The 25,577-nt window shown below is 32.5% G+C and carries 23 protein-coding genes, 1 riboswitch and 1 other annotated feature; of the genes, 1 reads left to right on the plus strand and 22 read right to left on the minus strand.

All coding sequences use genetic code 11. The annotated features are described in order from the left end of the window. Positions 1-70: 70 nt before the first annotated feature. From ACESR5_RS07450 to ACESR5_RS07550, 21 genes are all read right to left on the minus strand, one after another. Positions 71-886: a metallophosphoesterase gene (locus tag ACESR5_RS07450; protein WP_373154901.1), complete on the minus strand. Its 816-nt coding sequence runs from the start codon at positions 884-886 to the stop codon at positions 71-73. Positions 887-908: 22 nt separating this feature from the next. Further along, entirely contained in the window at positions 909-1,475 is a 567-nt protein-coding gene (gene scpB, locus ACESR5_RS07455) for an SMC-Scp complex subunit ScpB (RefSeq protein WP_373154903.1), read from the minus strand. After that, positions 1,475-2,203 (minus strand): segregation/condensation protein A, encoded by a 729-nt coding sequence (locus ACESR5_RS07460; RefSeq protein ID WP_087297145.1) that lies wholly within the window; start codon positions 2,201-2,203, stop codon positions 1,475-1,477. The genes scpB and ACESR5_RS07460 overlap by 1 nt, the downstream gene beginning before the upstream one ends. A gap of 577 nt (positions 2,204-2,780) precedes the next feature. Beyond that, positions 2,781-4,049 (minus strand): serine dehydratase subunit alpha family protein, encoded by a 1,269-nt coding sequence (locus tag ACESR5_RS07465; protein ID WP_087935845.1) that lies wholly within the window; start codon positions 4,047-4,049, stop codon positions 2,781-2,783. Between the two features lie 73 nt (positions 4,050-4,122). After that, entirely contained in the window at positions 4,123-4,476 is a 354-nt protein-coding gene (locus ACESR5_RS07470) for a hypothetical protein (protein WP_373154904.1), read from the minus strand. 67 nt (positions 4,477-4,543) lie between these two features. Beyond that, on the minus strand, positions 4,544-5,815 hold the full coding sequence (locus ACESR5_RS07475; protein ID WP_129737082.1) for a spore germination protein: 1,272 nt from the start codon (positions 5,813-5,815) through the stop codon (positions 4,544-4,546). Next, positions 5,812-6,162 (minus strand): stage V sporulation protein AE, encoded by a 351-nt coding sequence (gene spoVAE / locus ACESR5_RS07480; protein WP_087297148.1) that lies wholly within the window; start codon positions 6,160-6,162, stop codon positions 5,812-5,814. Before spoVAE ends, ACESR5_RS07475 begins: the two co-directional genes overlap by 4 nt. After that, positions 6,159-7,166 (minus strand): stage V sporulation protein AD, encoded by a 1,008-nt coding sequence (gene spoVAD / locus ACESR5_RS07485; protein ID WP_373154906.1) that lies wholly within the window; start codon positions 7,164-7,166, stop codon positions 6,159-6,161. Before spoVAD ends, spoVAE begins: the two co-directional genes overlap by 4 nt. Beyond that, on the minus strand, positions 7,144-7,587 hold the full coding sequence (spoVAC, locus tag ACESR5_RS07490) for a stage V sporulation protein AC (protein ID WP_087243180.1): 444 nt from the start codon (positions 7,585-7,587) through the stop codon (positions 7,144-7,146). The genes spoVAD and spoVAC overlap by 23 nt, the downstream gene beginning before the upstream one ends. A 202-nt stretch (positions 7,588-7,789) precedes the next feature. Next, on the minus strand, positions 7,790-8,605 hold the full coding sequence (locus ACESR5_RS07495) for a folate family ECF transporter S component (protein ID WP_087243179.1): 816 nt from the start codon (positions 8,603-8,605) through the stop codon (positions 7,790-7,792). Between the two features lie 144 nt (positions 8,606-8,749). Further along, on the minus strand, positions 8,750-10,144 hold the full coding sequence (locus tag ACESR5_RS07500; RefSeq protein ID WP_087305245.1) for a D-2-hydroxyacid dehydrogenase: 1,395 nt from the start codon (positions 10,142-10,144) through the stop codon (positions 8,750-8,752). After that, positions 10,116-11,597, minus strand: coding sequence for a metallophosphoesterase (locus ACESR5_RS07505; protein ID WP_373154908.1), 1,482 nt, complete (start codon positions 11,595-11,597; stop codon positions 10,116-10,118). The genes ACESR5_RS07500 and ACESR5_RS07505 overlap by 29 nt, the downstream gene beginning before the upstream one ends. A gap of 82 nt (positions 11,598-11,679) precedes the next feature. Further along, positions 11,680-13,029, minus strand: coding sequence for an asparagine--tRNA ligase (asnS, locus tag ACESR5_RS07510; RefSeq protein WP_373154920.1), 1,350 nt, complete (start codon positions 13,027-13,029; stop codon positions 11,680-11,682). 74 nt (positions 13,030-13,103) lie between these two features. Next, positions 13,104-13,316: a binding site (T-box leader), on the minus strand. Between the two features lie 38 nt (positions 13,317-13,354). Continuing rightward, entirely contained in the window at positions 13,355-13,993 is a 639-nt protein-coding gene (locus ACESR5_RS07515) for a redox-sensing transcriptional repressor Rex (protein ID WP_087243175.1), read from the minus strand. Beyond that, positions 13,993-15,003, minus strand: coding sequence for a tRNA (adenosine(37)-N6)-threonylcarbamoyltransferase complex transferase subunit TsaD (gene tsaD, locus ACESR5_RS07520; protein ID WP_087243174.1), 1,011 nt, complete (start codon positions 15,001-15,003; stop codon positions 13,993-13,995). Before tsaD ends, ACESR5_RS07515 begins: the two co-directional genes overlap by 1 nt. Next, positions 15,000-15,449 carry a ribosomal protein S18-alanine N-acetyltransferase gene (rimI, locus tag ACESR5_RS07525; protein ID WP_373154910.1) on the minus strand — a complete coding sequence of 150 codons (450 nt, stop codon included), beginning with the start codon at positions 15,447-15,449 and terminating at the stop codon, positions 15,000-15,002. Before rimI ends, tsaD begins: the two co-directional genes overlap by 4 nt. Further along, positions 15,440-16,045 (minus strand): tRNA (adenosine(37)-N6)-threonylcarbamoyltransferase complex dimerization subunit type 1 TsaB, encoded by a 606-nt coding sequence (gene tsaB / locus ACESR5_RS07530; protein WP_087243172.1) that lies wholly within the window; start codon positions 16,043-16,045, stop codon positions 15,440-15,442. The genes rimI and tsaB overlap by 10 nt, the downstream gene beginning before the upstream one ends. Next, complete coding sequence (tsaE, locus tag ACESR5_RS07535) at positions 16,030-16,482, minus strand: tRNA (adenosine(37)-N6)-threonylcarbamoyltransferase complex ATPase subunit type 1 TsaE (protein ID WP_373154912.1); 453 nt, start codon at positions 16,480-16,482, stop codon at positions 16,030-16,032. Before tsaE ends, tsaB begins: the two co-directional genes overlap by 16 nt. Beyond that, positions 16,466-17,029 carry a DUF402 domain-containing protein gene (locus ACESR5_RS07540; protein ID WP_087243171.1) on the minus strand — a complete coding sequence of 188 codons (564 nt, stop codon included), beginning with the start codon at positions 17,027-17,029 and terminating at the stop codon, positions 16,466-16,468. Before ACESR5_RS07540 ends, tsaE begins: the two co-directional genes overlap by 17 nt. A gap of 645 nt (positions 17,030-17,674) precedes the next feature. Next, on the minus strand, positions 17,675-18,265 hold the full coding sequence (locus ACESR5_RS07545; RefSeq protein ID WP_373154914.1) for a PBECR4 domain-containing protein: 591 nt from the start codon (positions 18,263-18,265) through the stop codon (positions 17,675-17,677). Between the two features lie 773 nt (positions 18,266-19,038). After that, complete coding sequence (locus ACESR5_RS07550) at positions 19,039-19,587, minus strand: energy-coupled thiamine transporter ThiT (RefSeq protein WP_158093962.1); 549 nt, start codon at positions 19,585-19,587, stop codon at positions 19,039-19,041. Between the two features lie 66 nt (positions 19,588-19,653). Continuing rightward, positions 19,654-19,753, minus strand: a riboswitch (TPP riboswitch). Positions 19,754-19,863: 110 nt separating this feature from the next. On the opposite strand from ACESR5_RS07550, the gene ACESR5_RS07555 reads away from it, so the two are divergent. Continuing rightward, positions 19,864-21,054 (plus strand): acetate/propionate family kinase, encoded by a 1,191-nt coding sequence (locus ACESR5_RS07555; protein ID WP_087243168.1) that lies wholly within the window; start codon positions 19,864-19,866, stop codon positions 21,052-21,054. Positions 21,055-21,115: 61 nt separating this feature from the next. Here the strand turns inward: ACESR5_RS07555 and ACESR5_RS07560 are convergent, their stop codons facing one another. Continuing rightward, on the minus strand, positions 21,116-25,492 hold the full coding sequence (locus tag ACESR5_RS07560) for a collagen binding domain-containing protein (protein WP_373154916.1): 4,377 nt from the start codon (positions 25,490-25,492) through the stop codon (positions 21,116-21,118). Positions 25,493-25,577: the final 85 nt, after the last annotated feature.

Below are 25,577 nucleotides of genomic sequence, written 5' to 3' on the forward strand. Positions count from 1 at the left end.
ATCTAACCGAAGTATCCAAATGTTAGCATAGAGTAACTTTCAAGTCAATAAAAAGTGATAGAATATCCTATCACTTGTTAAAATGAGCTATATCATATGTTTGCCATTGTTGATTTTTTTTGATCAATCCCTGATAACGACATGTTTGACAATCATATTGTAAAACATTTAAAAATTGTGTTGTGATCACAGAAGAATCTAAATATATAAAATCACCTAAACAACAGATCTGATGAAAATCAGATTGATGAGTTACTTGATGTGTACCAATATGTCCAGCAATGACTTTTTTATAAAACTGTCCTTGCGAGGCAGGATATTTCATCAAATAGGTATTGACTGTTGATACCTGTTTCCATAGTTCTGGTTGATAATCAATGACTTCAATACCAGCATGCACAAAGATCTGATGATCATTTTCATAATAATAAGGTAAATGTTTTAACCAGTTCATAACAGAAGCATGTTTTTGACATATCAGTTCACGGCATTGATGATACATATCTTCTATTATAGAGAAACGATCTTGATGATAAGCAGATGCTCGTTGATAGATGGATGTCATTTCATCTTCACCTGTAAAACTTTCTAACGTTGAAAAAGACATATCTATTTGCGTATCCAGATAAGTTTCACGATCTTCTAAAAAAGATAATAACCATTCTTCATGGTTTCCTTGTAAAACAATCACCTGTTGAGGATATGCAAGTTGAAGCTGATAAATATATTGCAGTGTCAAACATGAATTTCCATGACAATCACCATCAATATAATCACCAACTAAAATCAATTGATCACCATTTTCAAAACGGACCCATTCATCAACAACATTCTTTAATAAATCATATCTTCCATGAATATCTGAAATTGCATAAATATATGCCATGATATCTTCCTACCCTACAATATTATTCTTCTGTATATTTCGTATTAAAAATATCTTCCTGATCAAAATCTTCCTTCATTTCTTTTAATTCAGGCAATTCATCTAAGGAAGTCAATGAAAATGCATCCATAAATTCATCTGTCACTCCATATAAGATGGGTTTACCCGGTGTATCTTCTCGTCCAACTTCTTTAATTAAAGCTTTCGCAGCTAGTTTTCTAATCATCGCGTCACATCCAACACCACGTATTTCTTCAATACGTACACGTGTAACAGGTTGATTATAAGCAATGATTGCTAAAGTTTCTAATGCTGCATTAGACAATGTATTTTCACTTTGTTCAATCATTCTTTGATAATATTCATGATGTTTGGCAAGTGTGGCAAATTTATAGACACCACCAAAATTAACCAGTTCAAACCCTTTGATTCTCTTATCATTTTCAATTTGAATCAGTTCATCAACATATTGTGTCGCTTCTTTTTTACTTAATTTTAAAACAGAAGAGATTTGTTTGATTGTTAAACCTTCATCTCCTGATAAAAACAACATACCTTCTATCACACTTAATATTTCATTTTTGTCCATCAAACTCTCTCCTTTAAATAGATATCTTCAAAGTTTCCATCCTGTTCAATAACCAGTTCATTTTTATTGACTAAAACAAGAACAGATAAAAAAGTAATCACAAAGAAGATTTTTGTTGGTTCCTCAAACAAATCTTCTAACTTAACCCTTTGATTTTTATGTATACGAAAATACTGTCTAATCTGATCACTACGTTCATCAATAGAAATCTCAACACGTGCTATTTTAGATTCTAATGGTGCCAATAATGCTTTTCTTTGAAACATCTTTTGCATAGCTCTAATTAAATCATAGACTTCCAAATTATCTGGAATCATTTCTGTTGTATCAATAACATATTCATCCATAAAAGCAGGAGCTTTTGTATGAATATATTGTCTTTGTTCATATTTTTCTTTAAATTCATCTAAGACATCTTTATATTTTTTATATTCAATTAATCGTTTGATTAACTGTTCTCTTGGATCTTCCTGATAATCATCTTCCAATTCAACCTTTTGGGCTGGTAAAAGCATTTTACTTTTCATCTCAATCAACTGTGCTGCCATGACTAAATATTCTGACATTGTTTCTAATTGCTGAGCATCCATTTGATCAATATAAGCAAGATATTGATCAGTAATAACTGAGACTTCCAAAGTTTCCAAATCCATTTCCTTTTCTTTAATTAAATGCAACAATAAATCTAATGGACCCTGAAAATCTTCAAGAACAACTTCATATGCCATGCTTCCACCTCCACTAACTTATGTATTATAACATAAAGTCCAATGCCATGACTATATAGAATACCTAAATATTTTTCTATGAGATTGTTGTTTTTTAAAGAAAACATCTTTTACATAATTTTCTTAACTTCATGACTAACAGTCAATTCCTTTTCTATCGGTATTCTTCTATTGAATATCTTTAATCCATAGATCAAATCTCTTTTATTCTTGTTTTAAAACTACTTTTCATCAAGACCAATAAACATCAAATATTCTTTCATTATAGACATGACTTCATGCTGACGAAGGAATGTTGTATATATACAATCTACACATGACTATCATCAATGACACACTTTCCTTGAAACATAAGACCATTTAAAAGATCAGCAAAACAGTCAGAATGACAAAAATAATTCTTAATATGCGTATCAAATCAATTTCTAAAATTCATCATAATAATAGCTCCTCCTATTATTTATATACGCATTTTTTTATGACACACTTTTTTATCTTTATAAAGATTATAACATAATATTTGCTTATAGCATACTTTTTGATAAAGTAAAAATCCTTTTTACAAAGGATTTTCTTCTTATCGACACATCAATTTAATAATTTCTTTGTCTGTTTCTTTCATACCTTCTCTTGATAGTTGACCAATATTACGAATCGTATTTTCTACACCTTTTAAAACAAGACCTTCACCGTCTTTAAATTCACAGCCGTTTTTATACATATAGTATCCTAATATTCCTGCATCCACACTGGCAGCAATCTTTCCAGCACATGATGGTTTCGCCCCATCACAGATAATACCAGATACAATAGCCAATCCATTAACCATTGTATGACAAAGAGCTTCATAGTCACCACCAAGCAAATAGGCAATTCCACATCCTGCTCCAATTCCAGCGCTGACAGCCCCACAATAGGCAGATAGTCTTCCAATCCCTGTTTTTTGATGAATTGTACATAAATTAGATACAATCAATGCACGATAAAGTTCTTCTTGGCTTTTATGATATTCTTTGGCATATACAATGACTGGTAAAGATGCTGTCATTCCCTGATTACCACTTCCCGAATTAATAATGACTGGCATTTCACAGCCACTCATTCTGGCATCACTTCCAGCTGCTGCATAGGCCTTGGCTTTGACTTTGACATCATCACCATATGTCTTTAATAAAATCTGGCCAATATGTGCACCCCAGTCATTTTTTAATCCTTCACATGCAATAGCATAATTATAATCAATTTGTCGCTGTAAAATATCTTGCACTTCTTCAATCTTTACATTTTTGGCAAACTCATAAATATCACGAATATTCAATAAACTACGATCTGTTAAAGTCTGATCCGTAGAAGCAACGACTCCCATCTGGAAAAGGACTTCCTGATCTTTTTCAATATACACAATATTGGTATGAAAACCAGCAATACGTACTTTTGCACGATGATTTTGACCAATTAATTCAACACAGATGTCTAATGCATATTCACTTTCTATAGGTATAATTTCAATAGGTGTTCGATTCAACCATTGTTGCATTTCCTTTTTTTGCTGATCAGTCACATGCGCAATGACTTCTAATACATTTTCTGTAATTCCTGCCACTACACCAGCTCCAATACTTGAAGGAATTCCTTTTAAACCTCCAGTATTAGGAACAACAACACTTTTAACATTTTTAATAATATTCCCACTAACTTTGACTTTAGCTTTTACAATGTCATCATCTAAAACATCACGACATTTACTTGCACAATAAGCCAAAGCAATAGGTTCTGTACATCCCATAGCAGGAACCAGTTCTTCTTTTAAAATCTGTATATAATGACGATAATTTTTTTCTTCCATATTCTCTTCTCCCCGTTACTTTCTTATTCTAACATTATTTTAGAAGATATGAAATACCATTATCTGACAAATCTCAACATTGTGACTCATCGACATAGCACCAAATGACATAAAACATCAATCCTATTGAAAATATAACATAAACATTATAAAAAAGCATAGCATTCATCAAATATTTTTCCTGTGAAAAAACAATCAATAAGCCCATCTTTGCGACAACAAGTACAAAAGAACCTAAAAATGTATAAAACCAGCCATGTCTTCTTTGATAAAGATAAGACCATACACCTATCAAATAAAAGAGAATACCTATACACGCTAAAAGATTTAACCAATCTATCACAACCATTTTATATAATGGATTATATTGTATAAAAAACAATGGCAACATACTGATCACAAAAGCGTTCATTAATCTATGTGTCATCTTGATCACCCTGTAAGAGTTTATCAAAATAAAAAAATATCTTCTTTAAGAAATGATTAAGAAGATATTAATCTTTTTTAGGTTGTCTAATAAAAAAGCGTAATAATTCTTTACCATGGAAAGGATACAAGGGATATAAATAAGAAACGCCAAAGGTTTTGATACGTGCTAAACTGATCCAAAAAATCAGATTAAATAGAATAAATCCATATATATTCAATAACATAACGGAGATAATCATCATGATTTTGATATATTTATTGGTCAGTGATAATTCATAATTAGGGGTTGCAAAACCACCCACAGTTCCAATCGCACAAAACATCAAAATATCTTCTGAAAAAAAGCCAAGCTGAATAGCAAATTCTCCAAGTAAGATAGCTGCAATCAATCCCATCGCATTAGACAATGATTGGGGCGTATGAACAGTCGCAATACGTAAGAGTTCAATAGATAATTCCATAATGAGAATCTGTATAAAAAAGGAATAATCCCATTGTAAAAAGGATGAACTTAAAGCAAAAATAGGAACAAGATATATAGATAAAAAAACTGCAGTCATACGTATGAATCGTATAAATGTCCCAATCAATGGTGTCTGACGATGTTCTTCAACATGTTCTAAGATTTCAAAAAGAGTTGTTGGCAACATCACTATAGAAGAAGATGTATCACATATAATCGCAATATAACCATGTTGAATATGTGTTGCGACAATATCAGGTCTTTCACTATATCTCACTAAAGGAAAAGGGTTATATCCTTGATTCAATAAAACTTCTTCAATAGCACGATCAGTCATGATAAATTCTTGAGTTTGAACTTGAGAAATACGAGTTAAAAGTTGTTGTAAGACTTGTCGATCAACTTTATCTTCCAGATAAGCCACGGCAATATCAATGGGGTTTTGTGTTCCCATTGTTGTTAAATGAAAACATAATTCAGGTGAACGAATACGACGACGAATCAACCCTGTATTATTTAAGATAGACTCATTAAAGCCATCCTTAGCTCCACGGACACTTTTTTCTGTTTCTGGTTCTTGAATAGCACGATTTGGAAAATTTTTAGTATCCATTAAATAGGTGATTTCACCATCAAATAAAGCACTATTACCACCAAGAACAGCTCTTTGAATTTTTTGAATCTGATTTGTAGAAACGATTTCAACATCTCCCATGTTGATACAGTTTTCTAAATCTTTTCCTTCTCTATTTTCAATACCTTCTACCAGTCGTGAAATCAAAACATCGTTAGATAAACTGGCTAAAAAATAAAGATGAACCAGTCTTCCTTTAAAATTTAAAATACGATGTTTCAAATCATAAGAATTATTCATGATTTCGGTTTAAAAAGAATAGCCACAAGGAATCCAAAGAGAATGGCTGCACTAATTCCAGCAGCTGTTAAATCAAACATTCCCATTGCAATACCAAAAACACCATACTCTTTGGTAGCTGCCATGGCTCCATGCATTAAAGAATGTCCAAAACTGGTAATAGGTATTAATGCTCCTGCATGAAAAATATCAACCAGACGATCATAAATATGGAAAAGATCTAAAAACGAACCTAAAACAACAAATAAACTGGTAATATGACCCGGTGTCAAACGACTATGATCATAAATAAGCTGTGCTATTAGACAAACAAAACCACTAAACAAAAAAGCCATGATATAATTCATTCTATCGCCTCCAGACTGATGGCATGAGCAATGCATGGAATACTTTCTTTTTGCGCACTCATCATTGGTGATAATAAGGCTCCTGTTGAAACAACTAGCACACGTTTTAATTTTTTGTCTTTAAGTTGTGGGTATAATGAACCCATTGTCACCAAAGCACTACAGGCACAGCCACTGCCACCTTGAAAAACAGGCTGTGAAGATAAATCATATAACATGCATCCACAATCGTTATATCGCACAACATCCATTTTATGACGTTGCAGCATTTCTTTTAAAATCTGATGACCATACATAGATAAATCCCCTGTCACAACCAAATCATAATCATGAAAAGTGCGTTTTAAATCCTGAAAATGATTCATGAGAGTATCAAAAGCCGCTGGTGCCATGGCACGTCCCATATCATTAGCATCATTCTGTGAGTAATCTATGACACGTCCTAATGTGATAGCTTCAACTCTTACAGACTGTGGCTGTTTGGTTAATAAAGTGGACACAGCTCCGGTCGCTGTAAAGGTTGTTGTGTCTTTTTTTTGGACACCATATTCAACAGGATAACGGTATTGTCTTTCAGCGGTTGCATTATGACTTGATACCATTGTCACAATTTTGTCTACATAGCCAGCATCTATCAACAAGCCAGCCATCGCCATGGACAGAGCAAAACCCGAACATGCGCCATATAATCCAACAAAGGGTTGAGGCAGTTCTCTTGCCAGATAGTTGACAGATGTAATCTGATTTAACAAATCACTTCCTAAATATAAATCAATATCTTTATATTTTAGTTTTTCTCTTTTCAAACAAATATCCAAGGCATCCCTCAACATTTTACGTTCAGCTTTTTCAAATGATTTTTCACCATAATGATAATCCTGCAAACTTTTATCAAAACAGCTTCCTAATGGTCCTAAATATTCCAATGGTCCACAGACTGTCCCTGAAGAAGCAATATAAACATTTTCTAAAGTCACCGAATTACCCAAAAAGTGTAATGACATATCGAATCACTCCCAGCAGTGCTGAACTGACAATGCCATATGTAATGACAGTTCCTCCTAGCTTAAACATATTGCTGCCAATCCCCATAATCAATCCTTCACTTTGACTATCTAAAGCACATGATGTCATACTATTAGCAAAACCAGTAATGGGAATAAATGTCCCTGCTCCTGCCTTTTGAGCCAATTTATCATAAATACCTAATCCCGTTAACAAACAGCTTATAAAAACTAATGTAATAATCATCATAGGTGTTGCATCTTCTTGTTTAACATGATAAACATTCATGAAAAATTCTAAAACACCTTGTGCAATAGCACCAATGACACCTCCATACAAAAATGCATAAAACGCATTTTTCATCTTATGTCCAGTTGGTTTCAAAGATTCAGCCAACTGATCATATTCTTTACGATCCATTTTTCATCACCTCTTACATAGTGTTTACATTTTTTGACTTTTCAAACATGATTTTTTTTGTTATACATATACTCTTCTTGAAAGGAAATGATGAATCATGAAAAAACTTTTAACGCGTATCTTTGAATACTTTTTTGAAGTGATTGAAGTTGATGAAGATGGGCATGAAATCAAAAAACAACAAGAATCTTAATTCTTGTTGTCATTTTTCTAAACGTACCCATATTCTATTTAAAATAGGAATCAGAATATAACCGATAAAAATTTCAATTGGTAAAACTGCACATTCCTTAACAACTCTTATACATAGTGAGATTGTCCAAGGAATCTGATACATCATATCTAACCATAATGGTGTTAAACATAAAGTGACAACCAATTCCGTAAGGACAACACATAAAACCCATGTTGAAAAGGTTTTGGCTTCCTGTGCATTAATTTTACGTTTTAAAAATGCAATCACTATCATAAATATCAATGATAACAACAGACAAATACTTATCAGTGTGATTTTATCTTGTGATTGAAGATGATACACTGTTTCAGAAATATTCACTGAATCAAGCTGTCCAATATAAATGGAAGCCCCAATACCTAAAACCAAAATCAGTCCAATTACAATGCGTAAAACATTTTGTGGGCTGATATTTTTTGAATGTTCATGAATCAATGACGGAATGACACTGACAAGAATTGTTCCTAAGGTAAATCCAAAGAATGGAAATCCTGTAGGTACTAAAATCAAACCAATCACATCGCTACACAAACCAACAATAAAGGCATAACTTGGTGATAAGAAATATCCCGCTAACATCAAGGGAATATATTCAAATCCAATTTTAAGACTTTCAGCTCCAAACAACGGGATCATAATAGCCAATCTTTTACAGATTGCTGTTAAGATAATAAAAATAGCTGCTATCACTAATTTCATGACATTTCCTTTTTCAAAAGGATAAAACTTAAATACATAAAAACCGAGTGCAATAATAATGATTGCAATAATAATTTGTTCCATAACATCATGCTACATATAACAAAATTTTCCTGCTTCATCCTCATTTCTAGTCCACAGGCGTTAATTCCGATCATAAGACCGTACATGCTTTGCTACTGACGTAGACTCCTCCTTCTTTTTTTATTTTTTTCTATCATACACGATTTATTCATTATTGACAATATTTCTTTCTTCTCCTTTTAAGAAGGCAAGTATATTTTCATAAACTTCATCTACGCATCTTTGTCTTGCTTCAATAGAACCCCAGGCAATATGTGGTGTGAAGATAACCTTATTCATATCTTGAATAGAATAAAGCACATCATCTTCTAATAATGGTTCATGTTCAAAGACATCTAAGCCAACTCCCGCTAAATGTCCTTCATTCAAGACTTTCACTAAAGCTTTTTCTTCTATAATGCCACCACGTCCAACATTGATGAGATATGCCGTTGGTTTCATTTTTCTTAAAGCTTCTTCATTAAATAAATAATGTGTCTTTTCATTTAATGGTGCATGAATACTAATAATATCTGATGTCTTTAACAAAGTTTCAAAGTCAACCTGCTGATAATCGCTGGTTGCATTTTGACCACTTGTCGAATAATATTGAACTTTAGCACCCATAGCCTTTGCGATACCTGCGACCTGTCGACCTATATGACCTAATCCGACAATCCCCCAAGTCATAGAAGCAACATCATGGAAAACATCATCAAAATAACTAAAACACTGACTTTGACAATATGCTTTTGATTTAACAAAATGATCATATGTCACATTTTTCTCTACCAAATGCATCAATAAAGCTAACGTATGTTGAGCAACTGTCTTAGTCGAATAATCTTTTACATTAGCGACCTTAATGCCATGATCACGACAATATTCTAAATCAACATTATTCGTTCCTGTCGCAAATAAACAGATTAATTTCAAATGTTTTAAACCTTCCAGCACTTCCTTTGTCATTTCATTTTTATTTGTAATCACAATATCAGCACCTAAAATACGACCTTTAATTTCTGAAGGTTTTGTATCTTCATACATGGTCACTTGTCCTAAAGAAGCAATTTTTGACAAATCAACATCTTTTCCAACAGAAGCACTTTGTAAAACAACAATATGTGTATCTTCCTGTTTTAATAATGTCATAAAATCTTCTAGTGAAACATCCTGGAAAAGTTTTCCAAGCCAAATAGCTTCATTTAAATCTAAAATATCAGTTGGTAAAGCCACCCCACACATCACAGTATCTACAATTTCAAATTTTAAAATATGCTGAATCATCGCAACACCTAAAGCTTTAGATGTCATTGTTTTATCATCTTCAATTTTTTCTAAAAGATGTTGTTTAAAATGTTTTTCATTTTGTATACATTGATAGATACACTCCTGTAATGACGTATATGTTAAAACATGTTCTCTTATAAAATCATGATAAAGAAGTGGTAAAACAACATCATACAATTCTAATGGCACAGGTTTTCCATACCCTTTTGTAAAATTATACAGTATAGCTGTTCCTAATTCTTCATCTTTCATGCGATCTACTAATTTCATGATTATTTCCTCCCTCAAATAAATAAACTTCTACTCTTTGTCTTTCAGCCTTAGCTTTATCATCATAAAAAATCATACAGATTTTCATTTTCTGTTCATGAATATTATATTTCATCACATTATAGGAAATATAACGGCTACGACTTTCTTTTAAGCCACCCGTAGCACTTCCTGCCCCAATATAATAACAATCATCTTCTTTTTTAAAAAAAGGTAAATGCTTATGGCCATGAAACACATAATGAATATGTCGTTTTTTTAGCCAATCAATTAATAATGGTGCATCAACCAAAACTTTTGAAGTTTCTATAATACGATTGATAAATGTTTTTTCATGCCATTTGGTTTTAATAAACTCTGCTTTATCTATAGGATAAACATGGTGATGCAACATCACTAATAATGTATATTCTTCTAAATGATCAATAGCTGACAATTCATCATCTATTTCATCAAGTTGTCTTTTTCCTACTTTTCCTCTCGCTAAGTTTCCTTCACTTGTTGTATCCATTTTAATAATAACGATTTTTTCCTGTTCTAAAACTTTAACATTTTCACCAAGCAGATAAGCAATTACTTTACTTTTTTGATTTCTAGCAAAATTAAAGCCATGAACAATCACATCATGATTTCCTAAAATAAAAGTCACATTCGCCTTATAACGCTTTTTAAGACTATTCATAAAATCATTGGCTAAATACATATTTTTACGATTAGGAGATTCCATCAAATCACCTGTTATCAAAATATTAACTGCCCATAAAGAAGGTAATCTTGGAATCAGTTCATCCAATGAAGCATAAAGACGCTCCAGTCCCTTTTGACGTTTATCTTTACCGAGATGCAAATCACTCAATTGAATGAAATAGGCATCATTCTGATACTGATTATAAACGTCAAATAAGCAAACTTGATTTTCAATATAGGATGTTAACTGTAAGAAATCTTTTTGATTATGTATCGGCGCAAATACCGCCTGTTGTCCTTTAAAAATTAAACATCCTGGCCACATATCAGCATGATTTAAAGCACAGAAAAAGGCAGGAAAAGGATCAAAGAAAGATAAATTATCACGTTGAAAATGTTCTGAAATAGCATAGAAATAAATATTCTCGTATTCAGGAAAAGATGTCATTTGAAAAGAAGATTCATCAAATCCAGGTACATAAACAATGTGAATCGCTTCCTGATATGTTTGAGCCATTGTTTCCATTTCACTAGAAAAAGGCTTATGCAAAATATGATCCACATCTTCAGCTTTCATAAAACGTGACAACAATGCATAATCATCCCTTGTGATAGAAGATAAAACATCACACGAAATATGGCGTTGGCAAAGCCATTGAACAAAACTTTGTATATAGTCATATGACATCAATAAATCACGCATATATGCTGATTCATTACGATAAACAATATTAAAAAAGGTATTGATAAAGAAGATTTCATTCACTGTCTTTTCACCTCATAATTTTATTATACTACAAATTGAAATAATTGAATATGAAAAAATATAACGGGAATCCCGTTATATTTTAGAATTTTAAGTTTCTTGGTGTTCTTGGGAATGGTTCAACATCTCTAATGTTTTGCATACCTGTCAAATACATTAAGAAACGGTCAAATCCTAGTCCAAATCCAGCATGTTTACATCCACCAAATCTTCTTAAATCCATATACCATTGAAGTCCTTCTTTAGACATTTGTTTTTCATCCATGATTTTTTCTAGAACTTCATATCTTTCTTCACGCTGACTTCCACCAACTAATTCTCCAATTCCTGGCACCAGCAAATCACATGCTGCAACAGTCTTGCCATCATCATTTAAACGCATATAGAAAGCTTTAATTTCTTTTGGATAATCTGTTAAGAACACTGGTCCACCTACAATTTTTTCACAGATATAGCGTTCATGTTCACTATTGAGGTCCATACCCCATTCAACTTTATTTTCAAACTTAACATCGGCCTGTTTTAAAATATCAATAGCTTCTGTATATGTCATACGTTTAAATTCACTATTTCTGACATGAGTAATTCTTTGAATACATTCTTTATCAATCATTTGTTCAAAAAATTTCATTTCTTCAGGTGCATTTTCTAAAACATAGTCAATACAGTATTTCACCATATCTTCAATTAAATCCATATCATCTTCTAGATCAGCAAAAGCAATTTCTGGTTCAATCATCCAGAATTCACTGGCATGACGTGATGTATTTGAATTTTCAGCTCTAAAAGCTGGTCCAAATGTATAAACATCTCTAAAAGCCATACAGAATGCTTCAACATGTAATTGTCCTGTTACGGTTAAAAACGCTTCTTTACCAAAGAAATCTTTATCAAATTCAGTATTATCAATGGTTGTTGCTCTAAACATTTCTCCAGCACCTTCACCATCATTACTTGTAATAATTGGTGTATGCACATAAACAAAACCTTGTGACTGGAAAAATTCATGAATAGCCATTGATAAAACACTTCTTAATCTAAAAATAGCGTAAAATGTATTAGCACGTGGACGAAGATGAGGAATTTCTCTCATATATTCAAAAGAATGTCTTTTCTTTTGAAGTGGAAAATCTTCATCACATGCACCTTCTACAACAACTTGTGTTGCTTCAATTTCAAAAGGCTGTTTAGCTTCAGGTGTGAGTTTTAATTTTCCTAAAACACGAATAGCACTTCCCGTACTGATATGTTTGATATCATCATAATCTGATAAAGTTTCCTGTAAATATACAATCTGGCAGTTTCTAAAATATGTTCCATCGTTTAAAGCTATAAAACCAACTTTTCCATTATCACGATTTGTACGTACCCATCCATCTAATTCAACATATTCTAAACCTTCAGTTTCAAAATCTTCCCCAGATAAAACCATTTCATACAATTCTCTGACTGTCATAAATTCAAACATTAATCTCTCTCCTCCTTTTTATAAAAAAAGCCGTTCCTAAAAGGAACGACTATAATATCGCGGTACCATCCTCATTCATACTCATCATGAATATGCTCTCTTACCATAACGCTGTTTAGCGGGATAGTCTACTTACATTTCTCCTATCCGGTTCATTGAGTGTTCCATATTATAACAATTTCTTTTGCTTACACCATCCAAAAGTCGCTATCAAACTTCACTATAATACGTTCTCAAATCATTACCTGTACATCTATTATTAACATCTTTCTCACAAAATTTCAATACTTTATTCATCATTGACATGCATTTTTAAAACCAATTCCTGAATAGCCACAACAACATCGACTGTCTGTACAACAACATCACTATGAACTGTAAAATGTGTATGCGTAAAATCTACAATTCCTTTAATGCCTAAATCCATTAAACGATCGACTGTTTCCTGAACATTTTCACTAATAGCCAATATCGCAATCTTGCAGCCTTGAGGAAATGTTTTTTCCAAATCATCAATATGATAAAGTTTAACCCCAAAGCGTTCTCCAACTTTATTTTGATCCAAATCATAACCACACACAATTTTTCCAACTGTATATTGCCAGCGATTATATTTTAAGATGGCACTTCCTAAGTTACCAACACCAATCAAAATAATAGATTCATCTAACCCTAAACCAAGAACATTATTAAGAATATTAATAATTTCCTTTGTATCATATCCGATACCACGTTTACCTAATGTTTCTTTGTGTGTCAAAAAACTAAAATCACGACGAATGGTTGTATCCAAGATTCCTGTTGCTTCAGATAATTCACTTGATAAAAAGTTGTTTTGCCCTTCATGTTGCATATTACGCAATGCCTTTAAATAAACGGGAAAACGTGACATTGTTGCTTTTGAAATTTTATGCTGTTTTTTTTCCATTAAGATTCACCAAGACTTTCCTCTTCTAAATCATATGACGGTTTGACCATTAAGTCAAGTGATGAAAATTTCTGATGTTCAAACATCACACGTGCTGCCGAAGCAATCATAGCTGCATTATCTGTGCAATAGCGCATTGGTGGAAATAAAACAGGTATCTCACTACGCTTTGTCAGTGCTTGTCTTAATCCCTGATTTGCACTGACTCCCCCAGCCACGATAATCTGTTTAACATGATAATCCTGAGCCGCTTTGATTGTTTTAGAAACCAGAACATCAACAGCAACTTCCTGAAAAGAACATGCTAAATCTTGAGGAATAATCTCTTCACCACGCTGTGATGCATTATGACAAAGATTAATCACTGCTGATTTTAAACCACTAAAAGAAAAATTATAGCTTTCATCATTCATGGGTAATGGCAAAGCATAAGTATGTTTTCCTTCTTTTGCCATACGATCAATAACCGGTCCTCCTGGATAAGGCAAATGCAATACACGTCCAACCTTATCGTAAGCTTCTCCAATCGCATCATCTAAAGTCTGACCAATGACTTCAAATGAAAATTCATGTTTCATATAAACAAGTTCACTATGCCCACCACTGACAACTAGACACAAACATGGATATTGAATGTCTTCGACAAGTTCATTAGCATAAATATGTCCAGCAATATGATGAACACCAATCAATGGTTTATGATAAGCTAATGCCAATGTTTTGGCAGCCTGCATCCCAACATGTAAAGATCCTACCAGTCCAGGCCCTTTGGTAACGGCAATGGCATCTATATCCTGCATATTGATTTGGGCTTCATTTAAGGCTGTCTTTAAGACAGTCGATACACATTCTACGTGCATACGACTGGCAATTTCTGGAACAACTCCACCAAACATACGATGTGTATCAATTTGTGATGCGACAACATTGCATAAGAGTTCACGTTTATCCTTTAAAATCGCCACTGCCATTTCATCGCAACTTGATTCAATTGCTAAAATAAGACTCATGCTTTTCCCTCCATTTCTTTTGTCATTAAATAAGCATCTTCATGATTATCCTGATAATAATCTCGACGTATGGATTGAATATCAAATCCATTTTTTTGATAAAGCGCAATCGCTTTTTGATTAGATTTTCGTACTTCTAAACTCATCGTGTTTACACCTGCATCCCTGGCATAAGATAAAGCAAATTCTAAAAGCTTTTGTCCATAACCTTGAGATTGTTCTTCTTTTTTTATCCCAATAGATGCAATTTGTGCCTGCTCATACATCACCCAAAAATCAATATATCCAATGATTTCCATTTCTTTTTTTAAAACAAAAATATGTGCAAATGGATTTTCTAACAATTCGTATTCAAAATCTTCTTTTGACCAAGGTGATGTCATTAAAGTGTGTTCTAACTGCACGAGCGTCTCAATTTCTTTTGACTGCAAAGCTTCTATAAGCATATTTTTTTAGCCTCAACATCTTTAAGATAGCGTGGTACTAAAGCATCAACATTTTGCACTATTGATGTCTGCTTGGCTAATTCATGTAAATTTTTAGCCAAATCAACCGTATTAGGTTCATACCCCACAACTTCATTTTGTCCAACAACTTGAAAATCACTATAATCTTGCATAAATTGTGGAAACTGTTGAATATCTATCATTTGTTCTGGAATAACTGCCTGTCCATTTTCATAGGCACAGACAAAAACTTTTTGACTACGTGCATCAATCACAGATACACATTTTTGTAAACCTGCATAAGCTGCTAAAGAAGAAATAGCTTTGATATGTACTGAAGAAATAACACTTAATGTTTTTGCTATTGTTAAAGCAACTCTTTCTCCCGTATAAGAACCAGGTCCTAATGTAATGACCATTTCATCAATATCCAGTAATTCCTTTTGATGTTTTTCTAATAATTTTTGAAGATAGGGAATTGCATTTTCTGATTGGCGTTTAGACCCCATTTCCTGAAGAGATGACAAACATTGATCATCTTCATATAAAGCAACCATTAAATATTGATTCGATGTATCCATTATAAGCTGTAACATATTTCCATCTCCTCCAATAATTGCTGATATTTTTCTCCATAAGGTACAAATGTCATTTGACGTGTCTGATCACTATTTTTTGTCATATGTATTTCTAATCTTTCTTGAGGTAATATATCTTGAATATACATTGGCCATTCAATAACACAAACACCATCATTTTCAAACATTTCTTCAAATCCTAATTCTTCATTTTCACCTTCTAAACGATAAGCATCAAAATGATATAAAGGCCATCTTCCCTGATATTCCTTCACAATCGTAAAAGTTGGTGAATTAATAATCTTTTTAACACCTAGACCTTTTCCAATTCCTTTTGTAAATGTTGTTTTACCAACACCTAAATCTCCTTCTAATGTAATCACAGCATTAGGAAATAAGTGTTTAGCAAGTTCTTCTCCAAAATCAATCATATCTTGTTCATTTTGAAAATCCACGATGATCTCTCCTTTTTTTATAATTTCCACTTTGATAATAATGATACCAATGTTGTGCAAAACCAGGTCTAAAAGGTCCTGCCATATTCATAGCCATCTCAATCAGCTGATCTAGCTGCTGATATAATATCTCATCTAGTTCTTGACCATAATTCATCATCATTTTATGTTGCTGGTATTCTTCTTCATCTAATATTTTATATTTATAATCTGGAAAAACCTTTAAATCTAAATCATAATCAATGTATTTTAAAGCTTCTCCATCATACAATGTTGGTGATGCAATATTACAATAAAAATGCACCCCTGTTTTACGAATCATACAAATGACATTATACCATTTTCGCTTAGGGAAATAACAAATAGCTGGTTCTCTTGTATACCATTTACGTCCATCTGATTCCGTAACAAGCGTTCTATTATTCACCACAATAAAATGATATGGTGTTTCTTCTAAAACAAGTCCTTTATCCCAACAGCGATGAATGCTTCCATCATGTTTATAACAATGAATAAGGATATTTTGACCAACAAATGTCTTATTCATAATCAATAACCTCTTTCTATAACAGAAATATTATACACAAGTTATACTCTTTTTTAAAGCAAATTTACTATTTTCTATATAGTAAAAAAATCTCTCAATACTGAGAGATTACATAAACGCTCTTTTTAAACGAGGATATAACAATGGAACATCAACCATAAACAATATAAGCGTTGGTGCAGAAAAATGAACAAACAACATGACAATTGTACAGTTAGTTCAATTTGATAAAAAAATTTATATATTACTTGTAATCGCAAATAATATTCCATAGCGATTTTACAATACTGTATCAAGCCAAAAAGGCATTCAATCATGCACTAAAAAATATAAAACAATTTCCAGAAGATTTTTGTTTTCAACTTACAAAAAAGAAAATGAAACTTTTCAATACCAGATTAACACCTCAAAAATATGAGATGAGTCATTAACCAATACATTCGTAGTGTTAACGTACTTGTTTCCATATATCATTGATCAAAAATGTTTTTCTTTAGATATTCTATTTAGCTTTACTTCTGCAACAGATATACCTACTATCACAATAAAAGCAGACATGACAAAAGACATCATTCCTAAAAATATTTTTAATTGTGCTCTTAATTATTTAATATGCCATTTATAATAACAACATATTTATCTTTTTTATTTCCAATAAACATTTTTAATACACACTTCATTCAGGTCTCCTAAATATCGAATATCATTATATACTATGAACGATTCAAGAGTATATTTTTCCCCAATTTTTAATAATGATAAAATAAGATATTCATTACTATTCACCTTAAAATAAAAATAATCCCCTTTCAAAGAACTGTTAATCAATCGTTCTTCTCTATTTTCTTTCATCCTTGGCTTTTTTGATATATTATTAAAAAAATATGGTAACCATTCAATTCTTGATAATATCATATCCCATGTAATATGTTTATGATTTGCTGTTGGTCTATTTCGTCTAATTCTATTCTCGAACATATCTAAATCAATCTCATTATTCAATAAAATTTGAAATCCATTCTTCCCTTTATATTTTGATTTATGCCTTTGTTTATCATAAGCATATTGTAACCCAATTAAATGAGGTAGCTGTGTAGTACTGATCTTTATTTGCAACATTTTATCAACCGTTTCAATACAAAGAATTTTATTATCAAATTGAAAGAAGTATAATGCATATTCATGAAAAGAATAGCTTCTCATATCAATTCTATTTCTTGCTTTGTTTAATTCCATATTTTTATTCCTCTTTTAAGCACTGAAAAAGGGATTGTAAAACAATCCCTCTATTCAGAAAGTCTGAGCCAAATTTAGGAAATGGCTAGTTCCAGGGCTGTAGTATTTGTTTTTGCGCCCGCCACAGTCGGGTCCCCATCGACTTTCGAATGATCACATCTTCGTTTAAAACGAAATGTCGCAGATGAAATAACTGTCATCCTCAGCAATTATATTATGGATAATCTTATCCATTCATATACTTATTTTCTTCGAAATTAAATATTCCTTTTAATTCCACATTCATTATAACACATTTTCTAGAAAACTCTAGATATTAATACAAAATCTTTCTAACAAAATCAAATCAGTAAATTCTGCCTAAAGCCTACTCTAAAACAATGATAAACTCTTTATCGAAGCAACACTAGCTTTTAAAGCCGCAATAAAAAGTTATCCCTTAACATATCTATTATGAATAACGTTAAGAGGTGTTTCAATCATCAAATTTGAATGAACTTCCTTTATACAACATACTTATAACAAAACGACTTTATTTGTCCATGGCAATCACCAATTCATTTCTAGTCGAAATAAAATCTATTTCTTTCCATTGTTTTTCATAGTCCTTTTTTTGAAACAATATGAGATAAAAAAGACTGTATTAAGCAAGAATGATATAATCAATATGTTTGTTTATTTCATGTGTCTACCATAGTGGAATCATATCACTTCACTATCCACTCCATACGGACTTTTTATGATATATTAAAAAATCTCTCAGTATTGAGAGATTACATAAACGCTCTTTTTAAACGAGGATATAACAATGGAACAACAATCATACATAATATAAGTGTTGGTGCAACATAGATAATATTATATCCTAATGAATAAACAATTGGATTCATACCTTCTGGTGCATAACTTGCAAACAAGAAAGCGCCTGAAGCAAAATGAGATAAGTATTTTAAAAACATGACAAAAACAATACCCCAGCAAATAGGAAGGTTTCCAATTTTTTGTGTTTTCATCAAAGGTGTTAATCCACATACTGCAAGTGGTAATACATAATCAAGTAAAACTGACCATGGTCCATAGTAAGTTGCTAAACCTAAGACAAACTGTAAAATAGATACCCCTATTCCACAAATGACACCATATCCAGCTCCCATTAAATAACCACATAACATGATGGCAATGACATCAACAGAGATGGTTCCTCCCTGTGGTAAAGAAGGAATAATTTCATTCACATAGCTCAAAATCAGTGTAATAGCCATAAACATTGCAAGCTGACACATACTTTTGACTGTGAAATCAACTTTTAAAATTTTTTTCATAATTCGATCCCCTTTCATTGAAGCCAACAAATAAAAAAGACTTTTCTACCCACGTAAAAAAGTCACAAAAATCATTATTTGCACTCTCTACGCTGGCATTACCCAGTTCAGATCATAAGGGACAAGGTGAAAACCTTTCTCAGCAAATGCACCCCTGGCTCATATCTATTATATTCTTTTTTAGAAAAAATACAAATATTTTTTACAAAACATTTTTTCCTAGTTTTTTTATAAATAAATGCTATAATAAAAGGGAATTAAGGGAGGATAAGAAAAATGGCAAAAATTATTGCAGTGAATGCTGGTAGTTCATCACTTAAATTTCAATTATTTGAAATGGATGATGAAACAGTCATTACTTCTGGTGTTATTGAAAGAATTGGTTTAGAAGATTCGATTTTTACAATTAAATTCAATGGTGAAAAAGATGTTCGTACTTTACCTATTCCAACACATAAAGAAGCTGTTCATTTATTATTAGATACATTATTAGAAAAGAATATCGTGTCTTCATTGGAAGACATTAAAGGTGTAGGACATAGAGTTGTACAAGGAGGTTCTTATTTTAAAGAATCTGCTATTATTGATGAAGATGTTGTCAGCAAGATTGATGAATTAAAATCATTAGCACCTTTACATAACCCTGCTCACTTAACAGGATATTATGCTTTTAAGGAAGCTATTCCAAATGCTGGTGCTGTTGCTGTATTTGATACTGCTTTCCATCAGACACTTGAACCAAGATGTTATATTTACCCAATTCCATATCGTTTCTATACTGATTATAAAGTGAGAAAATATGGTGCACATGGAACTTCACATTATTATGTATCACAAAAAGTTATTGAAAAACTAGGTAACCCTGAACATTCTAAAATCATTGTTGCTCACTTAGGAGCTGGTGGTTCTTTAACAGCTGTCAAAGATGGAAAATCTATTAATACATCTATGGGATTTACACCATTAGCTGGAATTATGATGGGAACTCGTAGTGGAGATTTGGATCCTTCTATCATTGATTACTTGATTGAACAAGTTGGTATGGATATGAAAGATGTCATTCATATGTTAAATAAAGAATCTGGATTACTTGGTGTATCAGGTGTATCAAGTGACTTTAGAGATGTATTAAATGCTGCTAATGAAGGAAACGAAAGAGCTAAGTTAGCTATTGACATTTTCTTTAGAAGAGTTATTGCATACATTGGTAGATATTTTATTGCTTTAGGTGGATGTGATGCAATTGCCTTTACAGCTGGTATTGGAGAAAACTCTGCTTATGCTAGAAAAGAAATTCTATCATTAGTAAGTGAAGCATTAGGTATTGTTGTTGATGATGATGCTAATGAAAATGGTGAAGGTGAACGTTTAATTTCTAAACCTGAATCAAAAATCAAAGTTTATGTCATTCCTACAAATGAAGAACTTGTGATTGCCAGAGATACAAAACGTTTATTAAATCTATAAAATAAAAAAACAATATAAAAGAAAAGAAGATGCATGGATCAAAATCCCTGCATCTTTTTCTTTACCTATCTGTTTCTTTTTGAGTTCTACAAAGCTTTATAATGAAAATCAAACATCCTCCAGCTAATATCAGATAATAAAACATGTGCGTTGCATCTCCTGTTTTCACAACGACAACTGGAATCTTTTCATTTTCATACTGAAAACTATGCACCTTTCCAATTCCTTCAAGCTGATCATCAATGACAATCTTAACAACTTCATCAGATAACTGATAACCCTTTGGCGCTTTTGTTTCTTTGACATAAACTGTTTGACCATACTCTAAATTTTCAAAAGTGACAGTCCCTTTTGTTGTATCAGCCTTTAATGTTTTGAATGGCTTTTGACATTTTTCATCTAAATAAATTGTAAACTCAAAATCATTATGAACAATGTTCTTATGTGTTTGACTATCAACCTTATTGATCAAAATATCAGTGATAATACGATGATCTGTCATTGTCAGTGACATATCCTGTTTTCCATCAACAGTCAAAGTCACGGACGGAGATGTTTCATATCCTTCTGGTGTTTTGACTTCAACAATTGTATAAGTTTCCCCTACCTTCAATCCTTGCGCATAATGAACTGATCCATCTGTTGTCCATTGATCAATGATGTTTTTTGTTTTATTAGACACAATCTGTAATGTCGCACCTTTGACATTATTTCCTAATTCATCTTTCTTTTGAATACCAACTGTTGTATCAATCATTGTGATATGCTGATTCTGTTGATCATCAGTGACAGTAAACTCAATATCCTGCGCCAGATTCTTACCAATTGGTGCTAAATCTTCATGAAGAATATAAGTCTTACCTACTATAAGATTATTTATAGTATGACTATCCTTTGTAGAAATCCATTCATCAACAATTTTTTCTGTTTCTTTATCAATGACCTGCATAGATGCACCTTCAATTTCCTGTCCACCTGCATCCTCTTTTGAGAAAATGACTTTCTTATCTATCATAGATAAATTCATATTTTCATTCTCTTTCACAGTAAACTGTATTTCATTAGCCATCGCAAATCCATCTGGTGTTTTGATTTCTCGAAGAAAATATGTTTGACCAACAATAAGTCCTTCAGCGTGATGAACACTTCCGTCAGTTACCCATTGGTCAACAATATTTTTGGTCTTATCACTGACAATCTGAAGAGTTGCTCCTTGAACAGCGTTACCATCTGCATCTAATTTATTGACATCCACCTGTGTATCTTTCATGACAATTGTCTGTTTGTTTTTTGACATTGTAAACTTCACATCTTTGGCATAAGTATATCCAAGGGGTGTCAAATCTTCACGATAGATATAATCCTTTCCAATGACAAGTCCTTTAACGAGATGACCTCTTCCATCACTTGTCCATTGATCAATAATTTCTCCACTTTTAGCATCAATGACAGAATATTCTCCACCTTTGAGTTCTGTTCCGTTTAAATCCTGTTTAGAGAAATATGTTTCTGTTAGCTTATTCTTCATTGTCTTTTCCACTGTATATTCTTTTGTCGTATTGTCTTTGATATCAAACTCAAAAATGACTGGTTCATCCAAAAGAACATATCCATCTATCGTTGAAATCTCTTCAACCTTGTATCTGGCACCCGTTGTTCCAAGTGGTAAATCTTTTAATTCCAGTTTTCCACTTTCATTAATCATATAAATACCATCAGTTGAATTCCCCATAATGACAGGATCACCTTTTTTGTAAATCATCTTTCCTGTTGCTGGATCCATAATATCACTATCAGCAGTGACTTTAAACTGTGCTCCACCAACAGCTGTATCTTCCTCTCTTTCAAATTCTTTATGAAGAATCAAATGTCCTGTTGGTTTTTCATTGATAAATGAAACTTCAATGACAGGTTGATTGTCCTCATCAAAATAGATTTCATCATTATCTGCTGTAATATTCACTTGAATATCATCTCCAATAAGGAATCCTTCAGGATTTCTCAATTCTTCGATTGTATATGTTCCTGATTTGACCATATCATCCAGCACAACATATCCATTTTCATCTGTTGCCCATTCATCTTTATAAACCATACCAACTTTTTGTTTGACATCATTTCCTTCGCTATCTTTTAACTTAAATGTCGCATGAGATAAAGCCACTTTCTGTCCATCTTTATCTCTTTTCACAATTTTTAACCATGCCTGAAATGGTGCATTGTTGACCATTCTATATTCAATTTCCTGATCTTCATTAATGGTAATAAAAAAATCACCAGCAGGATAATAATTTTCTGGTGTTTTTGTTTCCTTTATTTGATAAATACCATAAGGCAGATCAATAGATGTATCTCGTCCCGTTGAATCTGTCACAAGAACATCATAAGTTCTTGCCTGATCCCATCCATTCTTTTGAACATCTGAGTAAAGCTTGATAGTAAATTCTACACCTGCCAATCCTTGTGTAATGCCACTTGATCCATCAGTTCCCATTTTGGCAACTTCAAGTTTTCCTTTAATGACTTGTTCTTTAGAAACAACACTTTGTGTGACAACCTGCTGATTCGAATTTGAAGATGTCAATGTCACTATCTGAAGCCCATCTAATAAATATCCAACACTTGGCTTTGTTTCTTCTACTCGATAGACACCCATCGGTAAATTAGACCATGAAATTTTTGCCTGATCATTTGTTTTCTTTGTTCCTGTATCACCCCAGACACCATTTCCAACTGTCTTTTGAGAGATGATTTCATCTTTCTTATAAAGCACAGTTCCATCAGATGGATTCAATATATCTTGATTGGCTTTTAAAACATATTCTGCATCTTTCAAGGTTGCATCTCCTTGAGAGACATTCCCAGTTTCTTTATCCTGTTTCTTTAATTCAATTTTCCCTAGAACTGGTTCATTATAGATTTCAATGGCATAAGTCTTACCATTTTCAGTCACGCTCTGATTCTTTTCAAGTGTCGCAATGACATAGTTCTGTGGTGCTTCTTTTTCACGAATCGTATATGTTCCATAATCAAGTAATCCTGTTTTAGCAACACCTTCACTATTTGTAGATATTGTCGCAACTACCTGATTTCCACTTAAGACCTCAAACTTTGTACCTGGTTTCTTAACAACCTCACCTGTTTTTTTGTCCTTTTTCACAACCTGAATATAACCCTGTTTCCAGTTATTCGTTTGCGTAAACGAAGCTGTTTGACCAGCTTTTAACTCTACTGAATGGACTGTTGAATCCAAGACAAGATGATCTGGAACCTTGATTTCCTGTATATAAATGGTTGTTGGTTGCAGTTTGTCAATCGTAACTGTTCCATCTTTTCCAGTTGTATATGTACCTAGACTTTGACTCATGTCTGCATGATAAGAAATTTGAAACTGTACATCAGCAATATTATTACCCTTATTATCTTTTTTAGTAATCTTTAAAGCAGATGCTCCAACCTTAATCTTAAAGAAAGCACTTGGCATAGCTTCATCCCATTCTCCTGCAATCGCGACTTTCTGATATCTTTCAGAACTGTCTAAACAAAGCAGCTGTCTTTTATTGAGATCAAGACTATTGATTCCAGATACTGTTTTCGTATCATCAAATGAAGCATTCGCTGTGACTTTTAAAACATTCCCATTTTTAACAAACGAAAGCCCGTTGGCCTTAAAATCATATCTTTCAAGAACCTGATTTTGATCATTCATTTCCATATAATAATGATTGCCATCAAATGCAGTCATTTCATATGTTTTCGCAAGATTTTCACTCTTTGATGCAAAACTAGGAATCTGCCCCCATGTCTTTAAAATCTGGCTATAAGAATCATAGTATGTTTTGACATTGGACTTTGTCGTAGAGTTAGACCAATTCAAAGAATTATAAACAGAAGTCGCACCACTGGTTGTCACACCTCGATAACTACCATCTGCATTTCTTTCACCAACCATGATTTCCCATACAATAATTTGTGCTGCATACCACTGATAGGCATTTCCATTCACTGCTTTTAATGATCCATTTGTATGATATAAAACATTGATCTTTGTTGGTGCTAGACTTAGCACTCGACTAATAAGCTTTTCCTTTTCTGACGAACTTAAATATTTGTTCTTTTGAGCTTCTTCAATAAGCTCAATTGTGTCAGTAGGCGTATACTGTGTTCCATCATGAACAGCCTTTCCATTCTCTAGACAATAAAAATACTGTCCATTTGTCGTCAGAAGAACCGTCACACCTTCATCATATGAACTGGCCTCCAAAACAGTTCCATCATTTAGTTTGGATCCAGCTTTTGTGGTGACACCTGCCAGATAATTATAAGTATTCATCTCATATGAAGCTCCATAAACTTCACCTATGTTCAACATAAAAATACACGACAACATCAAAAGTATGACTTTCTTTAATTTTATAAAATGCTTATGTTTATCCATCTTTTTCCCCTGGTATATTATAATTGACTCATTTATCAGTCATTAAAATATACCTTCTCCTTTCTATCAACTTTATTAATACGTA

This window comes from Clostridium sp. AUH-JLR23 (assembly GCF_964238065.1).
In the GTDB taxonomy this organism is placed as follows: domain Bacteria; phylum Bacillota_I; class Bacilli_A; order Erysipelotrichales; family Coprobacillaceae; genus Allocoprobacillus; species Allocoprobacillus merdigallinarum.